General features: G+C 44.0%; 8 protein-coding genes. 4 read left to right on the forward strand and 4 right to left on the reverse strand.

Features of this window, described 5'->3' with window-relative positions; translation table 11 throughout:
• Positions 1–136 precede the first annotated feature (136 nt).
• The gene (gene yiaY, locus IEY18_RS04440; protein ID WP_188918233.1) at positions 137–1,285 is read right to left on the reverse strand and encodes an L-threonine dehydrogenase; all 1,149 of its coding nucleotides are present in this window, start codon (positions 1,283–1,285) and stop codon (positions 137–139) included.
• Positions 1,286–1,962: 677 nt separating this feature from the next.
• Between yiaY and IEY18_RS04445 the strand changes: the two genes are divergently transcribed.
• From IEY18_RS04445 to IEY18_RS04460, 4 genes are all read left to right on the forward strand, one after another.
• On the forward strand, positions 1,963–4,995 hold the full coding sequence (locus IEY18_RS04445; RefSeq protein ID WP_188918235.1) for an EAL domain-containing protein: 3,033 nt from the start codon (positions 1,963–1,965) through the stop codon (positions 4,993–4,995).
• Between the two features lie 125 nt (positions 4,996–5,120).
• Complete coding sequence (locus IEY18_RS04450; RefSeq protein WP_188918237.1) at positions 5,121–6,440, forward strand: DEAD/DEAH box helicase; 1,320 nt, start codon at positions 5,121–5,123, stop codon at positions 6,438–6,440.
• Between the two features lie 96 nt (positions 6,441–6,536).
• Positions 6,537–6,983 (forward strand): bacteriohemerythrin, encoded by a 447-nt coding sequence (locus tag IEY18_RS04455; protein WP_188918239.1) that lies wholly within the window; start codon positions 6,537–6,539, stop codon positions 6,981–6,983.
• Between the two features lie 134 nt (positions 6,984–7,117).
• The gene (locus tag IEY18_RS04460; protein WP_188918242.1) at positions 7,118–8,221 is read left to right on the forward strand and encodes an energy transducer TonB; all 1,104 of its coding nucleotides are present in this window, start codon (positions 7,118–7,120) and stop codon (positions 8,219–8,221) included.
• Between the two features lie 85 nt (positions 8,222–8,306).
• Here the strand turns inward: IEY18_RS04460 and IEY18_RS04465 are convergent, their stop codons facing one another.
• From IEY18_RS04465 to IEY18_RS04475, 3 genes are read right to left on the reverse strand one after another with little or no spacing between them, the layout of a single operon-like run.
• Complete coding sequence (locus IEY18_RS04465; protein ID WP_188918244.1) at positions 8,307–8,876, reverse strand: LutC/YkgG family protein; 570 nt, start codon at positions 8,874–8,876, stop codon at positions 8,307–8,309.
• Between the two features lies 1 nt (position 8,877).
• Entirely contained in the window at positions 8,878–10,257 is a 1,380-nt protein-coding gene (locus tag IEY18_RS04470; protein WP_188918246.1) for a lactate utilization protein B, read from the reverse strand.
• A 12-nt stretch (positions 10,258–10,269) separates the two neighbouring features.
• A complete protein-coding gene (locus IEY18_RS04475; RefSeq protein ID WP_188918248.1) occupies positions 10,270–11,013 on the reverse strand; it encodes a (Fe-S)-binding protein in 744 nt (247 codons plus the stop codon).
• Between the last annotated feature and the right edge of the window lie 33 nt (positions 11,014–11,046).

Consider the following 11,046-nt stretch of genomic DNA (forward strand, 5'->3'; position numbering starts at 1 on the left):
TTCAAAAGCCTACTCTTTCGAGTAGGCTTTCTAGTTAGCTTAAACTTTGCAGGGAAAAAGCGAACGCTGGGATCTTACACTAAAAATATTTAATTCGTTAATTAATATTCTTTAAGTATATGCCCAGCTTCCCCTCTTAAAGCGCTTTAGTGAAGATTTGACAGATTTCTTCGTGGGTTGCTTGCTTTGGATTGGTAAATCCGCATGCATCTTTGAGCGCGTTTTCTGCCAATGTTGGAATATCCTGAGCCTTCACACCAAGTTTAGTGAGGTTCTCTGGAATACACACATCAACTGATAGTTGCTTGATAGCAGCGATTGCTGCTTGTGCACCCTCATCGTCGTTCATCGCAGTGACATCGACTCCCATAGCGACGGCTACATCTTTTAAACGCGCTGCTGAGACTTGTGCATTGTACTCTTGAACATATGGCAGTAAGAGTGCGTTGCAAACGCCATGTGGCAGATCATAGAAGCCACCAAGTTGATGGGCCATCGCATGAACATAACCTAAGCTTGCATTGTTAAACGCCATACCAGCGAGGAATTGTGCATAAGCCATTTGATCGCGAGCTTCGATACTTTGGCCATTGTCTACCGCTTCACGCAGGTTTTGTTGAATCAGCTCTATCGCCTTGATAGCACAAGCATCAGTTATTGGGTTCGCAGCAATTGAAACATAAGCTTCAATGGCATGGGTCAGTGCATCCATACCTGTTGCGGCGGTGAGTCCAGCTGGTTTTTTCAGCATCAGCTCTGGATCATTTACGGACAGGATAGGGGTGGTGTTTTTGTCGACAATGGCCATTTTAATATGGCGACTTTCGTCAGTAATAATACAAAAACGAGTCATTTCACTAGCCGTGCCTGCTGTGGTGTTGATTGCGACAAGTGGCATTTGTGGTTTTGCCGACACGTCAACACCTTCATAGTCTTTAATGCTGCCCCCATTGGTCGCGACTAAAGCAATACCTTTCGCGCAGTCATGTGGTGAGCCACCACCAAGAGAGATAACAAAATCACAATCGTTTTCTTTGAGTAACTTTAGGCCTGCTTCAACATTGCCTACCGTTGGGTTGGGTTGTACCCCATCAAAGATAGCGGTGGCTATGCCTTGTGCACTTAGTTTTTCAGCAACATCACCAACAAGCCCGATTTCAACTAAAGGTTTATCGGTGACAATTAGCCCCCGTGTAAATCCTAGTGCTTTGACATCGCCAATTGCATCATCTACCGCATTTTGACCTAAAACGTTTACAGCCGGAATAAAAAATTTAGCAGCCATTATCATTACCTACTTAAGTTTAATGTTTAAATTAGAATTGAAATTTTCATAAGATTTGCCGCCAAGTTACCAACAGTGTCAGGCTTGATGTGTGATCTAGATCTTGCTTTGGGTTTGATTAACCTGTTGTGATATCAAAGTTTGAGCTTGCGCACTCTTATTGTGAACTTTTATTGCAGTATTTTGGTTTTTTTATTACTTATATGTTACCAATAATGAGGTATAAGGTTCATCGTTCATCTATGTTTGGTGCTGCATGATTATTGGGGGTTAAAATCGATTTTTCTTTATTTTTACTCTTAAAAACAGTCGCTTGGTGAGTTTTTATCTTTGGTTTTCTTGCTAGTGTTAGATCGGTGTTTTTCAATCCACCAAATCAAATTTATACTACTAAAGTCTAGTTTTATTACGGAATTTGTCAGGTTTTAAGTGGTAATTTCTCCATTGTACTGTCATCAGGGGGAGGAATAAGGTGCGTTGAGATGTTGCAAGGATACAGAGACCGGAGCATTCAACGCTAACGCTCACTGTTCAAGTCAGGATTACTCTCAAGAGCAATATCATTTTGCAGCATACACATCGGTCTATTCGTTTGATCTTATTACGCAAATTCTTTGCTACACTCAATGGAGTTAGCGCATTTCTTTCTCGTTCTTCTACAAGGTGTAAATAACCCTATGACACAGGGAATCGTTTTTCCTTTGGTGCAAAATATCGCTCTGGTTTTCACCATTTTTTACTTGCACGATTTGACTCGTGCAACCATGACATGGGGATCTCAGCGATTACTCATGGGGTTGGTGATCGGTGTGGGAAGCGGGTTTATTTCACTCATACCTGTGCAGTTACAAGCTGATTTGATCATTGATTTGAATCCAATTGTATTGAGTTTAGTGGGTTTGTTTTTCTCAGGAGCCACAGCAATATTATCACTGGCTACTTTGGCAATATTCAATTATTGGACGGCTGATCCATTTACAATTTCGCTCATTGTTCCTTATGCCATTGCACTTGCTGTTGGCATGTTTTGGCGCTTGCAGCGTAAACGTATTTTGGCCGATTTTAATTGGTTTGAAATGTTGTTAATGAGCCTGATTGTTCAAGTTCTATATTTGTTGAGTCTATATGGCTTGGCTTGGGGCAGGGTACAATTGACTGTCACGCTGAGTATGTTGGTTATGCCATTCCTGATGCTCTTTAGTACCCTTTTAGCGTTGTCACTGAGTCGGAATAATGAAAAAGAGCGAGATATTCAAGCCAAATTGCAAGAAGACATTTTATTTCGGGACCAATTTGATAAGGGCAATATTGGCATTGCGATTTCATCCGTGGACAAACGTTGGATCCGTGTCAATCCATACGTGTGCAAAATGCTGTGTTTTACTGAAGCAGAGCTATTAAATCGAGATTGGACAACCTTAACTCACCCTGATGATTCGCAAATAGATGCAAAGCAATACCAATCTTTAATCGATGGTGATATTGAGCAGTATGAACTCGATAAACGCTATCTCACCAAGAACGGCGATATCGTTCCTGTGCATTTGACTGTGACTTGTCGGCGAGTTGCTGGTAAAGCCGATTTAGTCATTGCTACGTTAATGGATATGACCTCGTTGCAGCAGGCTGAAAAGCTAAGGCTAGATAAGCAAGAACAACTTGAACTTGTTCTGAACAGTAGCGAACTCGGGCTGTGGGATTGGGATATTGCGGCACACCGAATTGAACGCAATGCAAAATGTACAGAAATGCTTGGCTGTGACTCCGATAGTTTGGAGCGTAACGATAGATTGTGGTTTGAACAAATTGAACAGCAAGATAAGCCTGCAGTTATTCGGGCATTGCGAGCGCATTTGAAAGGGGACACTGACCATTACCATGCAGAATATCGGCTGCAAACGTTCAATGGCGGTATTCGCTGGATCCATGACTCTGGCAAGGTTGTGAGTTTTGATAAAGATGGCCGCCCAACTAGGATGTGTGGTGTTCATGGTGATATTACTGAAACAAAACGAGCTCAAGAATCCATGCGACTGGCGGCTTCTGTATATAACAATAGCAGTGAGGCGATGAGTGTCATGGATGATACTGGGCGAGTGATCACCGTGAACCAGGCCTTTTGCGAAATCACAGGTTTTTGCAATGACAACATTATCGGTCAGCATATCTCTGCACTGAAAAGTGGCCGCAATGGCCGAGGTTTTTATAAGCGAATGGCTGTCTTGCTGAGGCAATGCCAACGCTGGCAAGGCGAAATTTGGATCCGCAATCGCAATGGTGAAGAGCAGGTGGTTTGGTTAACGATCAACTCAATTCCTTCCGAGGAGCGAGAGAACAATCGCTGGGTTGCACTATTTTCGGATATTACCGACAAAAAGAATAGTGAACAGCTTATCTGGCAACAGGCAAATTATGATGCGCTCACAGGATTACCGAATCGCCGCATGTTACTCGACTCATTGAACTCTGAAATAAAGCGCACAGACCGTGCAGCGAACCATTTTGCTTTACTATTTTTAGATTTGGATGGCTTTAAGGAAGTGAATGACACCTTAGGTCATGATATTGGTGATCTGTTGTTAGTTGAGGCTGCTGAGCGCCTGAAGTTGTGTGTGCGAGAAACGGATATAGTGGCTCGGTTAGGAGGAGATGAATTTACCGTGGTGCTTACTGGGATCTCAAATGCCAAGTCGGTTGATCGTGTCGCCAATAAAATACTAAAAACCCTTGCTGACCCGTATATGTTGGTGGATGAAACGACCTATGTTAGTGCCAGTATTGGAATCACCTTGTACCCGGATGACGCTCACACCACAGAAAGCTTGTTGAAAAACGCTGATCAAGCAATGTATGCCGCAAAGGATATGGGGCGTAATCGTTTTAACTACTTTACCCCGTCAATGCAAGAGTCGGCAAAGTATCGTATGCGTTTGATTCAGGATTTGCGCCAAGCCGTCGCTGCGCAAGAGTTTGAAGTCTACTACCAGCCCATTGTTGATCTCACAAATCTTGCCGTGTACAAGGCGGAAGCGCTGATCCGTTGGCATCACCCTGAGCGTGGTACGGTTTCTCCTGCGGAGTTTATCCCTGTGGCAGAAGATACCGGCTTGATTATTGAAATTGGGAATTGGGTGTTTGAACAATCGGCAAAACAAGCGGCGGCTTGGTTAGAGCAGCATGGCCAAGGCATTCAAATTAGCATCAATAAATCACCTATTCAGTTTCGAGATGAAGGTGCAGATTTTAGTGAGTGGATGAAGGTCTTATCTGATCTCAAGTTAACTGGAAACGGGGTTTGTATTGAAATCACAGAGGGCTTATTGCTTGATGCAAGCATGGGGGTTTCTGAAAAATTGTTGAGTTACCGTGATGCAGGAATTCAAGTGTCGCTTGATGACTTTGGAACAGGTTACTCATCTCTGGCTTACTTAAAAAAGTTTGATATTGATTATTTGAAAATTGATCAGTCTTTTACTCGCAATCTGACCTCTGATGATAATGACGTTACTTTGTGTGAAGCCATTATTGTGATGGCGCATAAACTCGGAATGAAAGTTATTGCTGAAGGCGTTGAAACCCAAGAGCAATGCGATATATTGCGCCAAGCAGGCTGTGACTATGGGCAGGGCTATTTGTTCTCACGTCCTCTACCTGAGCAAGATTTTGAACAAAAGTACTTAGTTCAAGATTCAGTGTTGCAAGCGAAGTGATAGAGCCAGCAGCAGAAGAATTTGATAAAAAGTATCAATAATGGTTTGGATCGCTGTTGAGTTGATTTGATGTTTGCTAGACTCCGCCGTCCTGCCCATTTATCTATCGCCTTTTAGGATGAATCATGAAGTTTGAAACATTAGATCTTGCGCTGCCATTGCAGCAAGCCGTTGCGGCATGTGGCTATACACAGCTGACAAAAGTTCAGCAAGCTGTAATCCCCCATGCGCTTGCAAATAAAGATTTAATGGCTTGTGCTGAAACTGGCACAGGTAAAACCGCAGCATTTTCACTTCCCATCCTGCAACGCTTATTTGAGCAAAACTATTCGGCAGAGCAAGGCTCAGTATTGAGAGCTTTGGTGATGACACCCACGCGAGAACTTGCGATTCAAGTGGCAGAAAATATTGGTCGTTATAGTGAATTTTTACCGGTTAAAACCGTAGCTGTGTATGGTGGGGCAAATATAAACCCACAACGTAAAGCGGTACAACAAGGGGTTGATATCTTAGTCGCGACGCCTGGGCGTCTGTTTGACTTGATTGGACAGCATGGTTTAAACCTAGAGACGGTGACTCATCTGGTCATCGATGAAGCTGATCGTATGCTCGACTTAGGCTTTGTGAAAGATATTGAGCGAGTTAAATCTTTGGTGGCTACACAGCACCAAACTCAGCTTTATTCGGCAACATATCACGATAACGTTCGCAAATTAGCGAATAAGATGCTGTTGGCTCCTGAGTGGATTAATGTCACAACGCAAACAACAGCTGAGAAAATTTCCCAGTCAGTGTACTTGGTTGATCAGCGCCGCAAAGCTGAAATGCTATCTGAGCTTGTGGGTCGTCATAATTGGCAGCAGGTGTTGGTATTTGTCAGTACCAAAGAGAGTGCTGAATTTTTGTTAAAAGAGCTTAAGCTGGACGGCATTAAAGCGGCTGTATTCCACGGTGACAAAACCCAAGGTGCACGAAATAAAGCGTTAGAGGACTTTAAAAGCGGGGCTATACGAGTCATGGTTGCCACCGATGTGGCTGCCCGTGGATTGGATATTCAAGCTTTGCCATTGGTCATTAATTTCGAATTGCCCGATGCGGCCGAAGACTATGTGCATCGCATTGGCCGAACTGGCAGGGCTGGTCTCGCTGGGCAGGCTATCTCCTTTGTTAGTCCCAGTGATGTAGTTCAGTTAAGTGAAATTGAAGGATTAATTGAGAAAAAACTCCCTCAGAAGGTGGTTGCGGGCTATGAAGCCGGTGCTCCGCTGCCAGCAAGATATCGTGCTCAACCTGAACCGTTAAAGCCAAAGAAAAAGGTTGCGAGGGACGGTAAACTTCGCTCTTCAAAAAATAAGCGCAGCAGTGCTAGTCAATCTAAGCCCCATGGCCGTGATTCTGCTGCTCAAAAGCCAAAACGCAATAGCCCGAAGTGGGCTAAAAAATAATTAGAGGTTATACGCAAAAATACCATTTAGAATTATCTATTTTTCTTTTTCTTTGCTGTACTTAGAGATAAGAAAAGTCCTAAATGGGAGTGTTATATGCATACTTACCCTTGGCAAGATAAATACAATGTTGATTTAGCTGCTATCGATCTAGAGCATAAAAACCTGTTGGCCTGTGTCAATAAACTGATCACCGCGCAACATATGGGTAAGTCAGCCATTTTAAAACTGGCTGACGAAGTGGTTTTATATGCTGAATTTCACTTTTTGAGTGAAGAAAACCTCATGTACTTGACGCATTACCCTGACCTCGCCAGCCATAGTGAGTTACACCGCCAGCTGATTAAGCAGCTACATAACAAGCGTAGCCAATTGGATGATGCGATAGAAAACCTACAGGATTTTGTGAGCTTTTTAGTACACTGGTTTGTGGAACATACGCAAACTGTGGATCGAAAGTTGAGCGCATATATTCGGAATTACCAACCGGCAAAAAACTCTCCTGAATACGCAGTTAAAAAGTTGCTTGAGTCAGAATCATAGTCAGAGAGCCCTTCAACTGAATTTCTGTTAGGGACATCAATCTCTATTCGATAAGCGCATCGGTTATCAGGCTGGTGGGCTTGTTACGGTTTATTTTTCTGTGTGTTTTTTCGTAATTTTTAAAAGGAATTTGAATGTTTAACCTTCGTATCACATGGGTTGCACCCATCATTATTGGTGCAAGTTCATTTATATGTGCGGCAGATAGCCAGAACCAACAAGCATTTGATACATCTTATCAAGCCTATTTGACTGCAATAAAGAAACAAGATCCCGCATTAATGGTTTCTTCTGCTGCTACAGCCTATGAGCTTGGTGCGGCTATTTATGGTTCGAAAAGCGAGAATGCTGCGAATTTAGCGATGAATTGGGCAAATGCATTACTTGAACAGCCCCAAATCTCAGAAGCGGATAATACTCTAGCTTATGAGTTGTTTAGCCAAGTCGTTAAAAATCGCGAGGTAAGACTCGGTGACGACGCCGTTGAGTTGGTTGACCCTTTGCTGGGCGGGGCTGAAAGCACTCGCGATGATAAAGAAGCAAAATCCATGTTCTATCGAGCAATTGATATTCTGGAGGCCGCTCCTGAACAAAAGTTGTTACTGGCCGATGTGAAAATGGCAGCCTTTCATCGGCTGAAACAAACGCCTCAATATGATAAGTCCGTTAGTGATGGCGTGCTTGCTGCGTTAAAAGTATATCAGCAGCAGCTCCCTGAAAATTCAAAAATACGATTAGAAGCGACTTTTAATGCAGGCTTAATTCAATTTGCAAATGCTCAGGAAAGTGAAGCTATTGCTCTATTTGAAACCGTTGTAGAGCAATTCGATACGCTTACATATGATCATCCGTATGAATTAGCTGCACACGCCAAATTGGTGGCGTTGTATTCTAAAGAAGGTGAAGTCGAAAAATCCACTCAGCATTGCGTCGCAATTGGTCGGATGAAACCTTGGGCTAATACCCAAGAGCAGATCCCTTTGTATCGAAAGCCGCCTGTTTGGCCAAAGCAGTATATTAAGAAACATAAGGAAGGTTCTGTAGAGCTTTCATTTACTATTGATGAGCAAGGCTTTGTGACTAACCCTGAGATATTGTCTGTCAAAGGGGGGCGTAAGTTTGGCAATGCCAGTATCAAGGCGCTAAGTGAGTGGCGCTATGCGCCAAAATTTGAAAATGGAAAACCTGTGAAAACAAAGTCAAAAGTAAGACTGGATTATTCTTTTGCGACAAAGTAGCGGGTATTTAATAAACTAAATATTAGCTTGATAAAAAAGGCCGGGTGTCGATGCCGCGGCCTTTGCTGTGTTCTCTAATAGCGAGTTAGAGTAGGTAAACGTTTAAGCTGCATGCACCGTGTGCACCCACAACTAACGCTTGTTCGATATCCGCGGTTTTTGATGGCCCCGCGATGTAGACGCCAAGGTTGCCGCTTTCTAATGAGACTTTGTCAGAGACTTCGTGCATATTTGGCACAATCTTGCTTTCTTCAATTGTCAAAATTAGATTTTCACAAATAAATGGTGTGATACGGTGACCCAGTTTATCGCAACAGACCCAAATTGCGCCGTTTTCTGCAACGCCCCAATCTCCAGGGATGATGGCGAAGTCAATGTCGCGCAATTCGTGTGGCGTTGCTGGGATTTCACGATTAGACTCAATGCCATCGATAAACGAAATAATCTGTTTACCTTCTTTCATTAAATCATCAACGAAGCTCTGTAATGCTTCTAGACCACCTTCTCTGCGAAGAATACCGGCACAAGCCTTGAGGTTCGTTTCAAATTGGCCGACCAAATCTTCGGTTCTTGGCACAATGTTGATCTCAGGCATTGGAACAGGCTCCACCGCCACTTTTTTCAATGAATTCAGAATATGCTGTTTACTAGACATCTTAGTTACTCCTGTTCTTCTTGTACCAAGCTTCAAAGCTTGAAGAGGCGCCTGCTGGTAATTCTCTGTACTTACCCCATGCTCCAGAGAAAGGTTTCATGAGACTGCCTGGGAGAATGCGTAGTGCGGTTCTTGCGACACCCATTGAACAATTCAGCATGGTTTCGCTCGCCATAAATTTGCCCACTAGTGGCATATATGAGCTTTTTCCGTATGGAAGTTGCCCTGATTCAGCTTTAAGGCGACGGTGACGGAAGATAATCTGATCTAGGGGGACCTTAGTCGGACACACTGATGTACAGCTACCACAGAGGGTACAAGCCCAAGGAATAGAGTTGGTGTCGTCATCTTGAGCGCCAACCGCAATACCAATAGGGCCCGGAATTGTATAGTTATAGCTATGGCCACCGGAGCGACGATAAACTGGGCAGGTGTTGAGGCAGCCACCACAGCGGATACATTTGAGTGATTCGCCAATAATTTTGTCTTTCAACATGTCCGTGCGGCCGCGGTCGACAATAATGACGTGCATTTCGCCATCATGCTGTGGGCCACGATAGAAAGAACTATAAGTGGTGATAGGCTGGCCCGTGGCATTGCGGGCTAGCATGCGAAGCAATACCGACGCGCCATCCATGTTTGGAACAATCTTATCAATGCCCATAGAGTGCAATTGCAGCTTAGGAAGGTTAACGCCCATATCCGCGTTACCTTCATTGGTACAAACAACAATGCTCCCGGTTGATGCCACTGCCATGTTGACACCTGTCATCGCCGCATCAGCAGTCAAAAAGTGCTCACGTAAGTGGGCTCGAGCTGCACGGGTCAGGTAGGTTGGGTCCGATGCACCTTTTTCAGAGCCGATTTTCTCTGCGAACAATTCGCCGACTTCTTCTTTCTTCATATGGATTGCAGGCAATACAATATGCGAAGGCGGCTGCTCGGCTAACTGGATAATGCGTTCACCTAAATCGGTATCAATGACTTCAATACCACGTTTTTCGAGGTAAGGGTTCATGTGACACTCTTCAGTCAACATCGACTTCGACTTTACGAGCTTCTTAACTTTGTGTTTTGCCAAAATGCTGTGAGCAATCTGGTTATGCTCTTCACCGTCACGAGCCCAGTGAACTTGAATACCATTGGCAAGACAGTTCTTCTCGAACTCTTCTAAATAGTGTCCAAGATGGCTTAAAGCGTGGGTTTTTACTTGTGAGCCTAATTCGCGAATTTCTTCCCACTCTGGGATAGAGCCTGCGGCACGGTCACGCTTCTCTCTGACAAACCAAAGTGCTTTTGAATGCCAATCGACCTTGGTTTCGTCTTTACAAAAAATATCGGCTTTATGGGCATGAACCTGTGAGCCCTTTGTTGTAGACATAGCGGTATCTCCCTAAAGTGCTGCGTTAATGATTTGCGCAATATGGCGAGTTTCGATTGGCAATTTTTGCTTGCGAATGGTGCCGTCTAGATGAAGCAAGCAAGATGGGTCGAATCCCACAGCGTAAGCAGCACCGGTTGCAGCATGATAGTAGGCTTTATCTTTGCCCATTTTTCCGGATACAGAGCCTTCGTCTAAAGCAAAAGTTCCCCCAAATCCACAACATTCATCTTTGCGTTCTGGGTAAACAATTTCGATGCCTTTGATACGTTCTAGAATGGCTTCCATCTTGTTGTATTTAGGACCCATCTCTTCACTTGGGGAAGCAAGATCGAGCATACGAATGCCGTGACAACTAAGTTGTAAGCTGATTTTGTGGGGGAAGGCGCGAGTAAAGCTCTCAATGGGTGCGACATCATGTAGGAACTCTGTAAGTTCGTAGAGTTTGTCAATGACCTTTTGGGCTTCGATGCTATTGTCGAATTCGTGGAAATTCTCTTTGGCAGCAACCAGGCATGAAGCTGCTGGACAAACGATGGCATCACACTCGACGCCTTTAAAGGCGTTGAGAAGTTTCAGAGTGGTCTTTTTTGCTTCGTCAAAGCATCCTGAGTTGGTCATAGGCTGACCACAACAGGTTTGACCTTTTGGGAGGACGACTTCGTGTCCAAGTTTCTCTAACAGTTCTAGAGTGGCGATGGCCACTTCAGGAACCATTTGGTTCACTAAGCATGGTATAAACAGGGCTATTTTCATTAGGTTGTCCCTTGTGTTGGCTGACATTGCTCG

The sequence above is a fragment of the Shewanella gelidii genome, from assembly GCF_014647855.1.
Taxonomy (GTDB): Bacteria; Pseudomonadota; Gammaproteobacteria; order Enterobacterales; family Shewanellaceae; genus Shewanella; species Shewanella gelidii.

Excerpts from the sequence above, each read along its gene's own strand:
- yiaY (WP_188918233.1), bottom strand. The coding sequence starts at position 1,285 with ATGGCTGCTAAATTTTTTATTCCGGCTGTAAACGTTTTAGGTCAAAAT.
- IEY18_RS04445 (WP_188918235.1), top strand. The coding sequence starts at position 1,963 with ATGACACAGGGAATCGTTTTTCCTTTGGTGCAAAATATCGCTCTGGTT.
- IEY18_RS04450 (WP_188918237.1), top strand. The coding sequence starts at position 5,121 with ATGAAGTTTGAAACATTAGATCTTGCGCTGCCATTGCAGCAAGCCGTT.
- IEY18_RS04455 (WP_188918239.1), top strand. The coding sequence starts at position 6,537 with ATGCATACTTACCCTTGGCAAGATAAATACAATGTTGATTTAGCTGCT.
- IEY18_RS04460 (WP_188918242.1), top strand. The coding sequence starts at position 7,118 with ATGTTTAACCTTCGTATCACATGGGTTGCACCCATCATTATTGGTGCA.
- IEY18_RS04465 (WP_188918244.1), bottom strand. The coding sequence starts at position 8,876 with ATGTCTAGTAAACAGCATATTCTGAATTCATTGAAAAAAGTGGCGGTG.
- IEY18_RS04470 (WP_188918246.1), bottom strand. The coding sequence starts at position 10,257 with ATGTCTACAACAAAGGGCTCACAGGTTCATGCCCATAAAGCCGATATT.
- IEY18_RS04475 (WP_188918248.1), bottom strand. The coding sequence starts at position 11,013 with ATGAAAATAGCCCTGTTTATACCATGCTTAGTGAACCAAATGGTTCCT.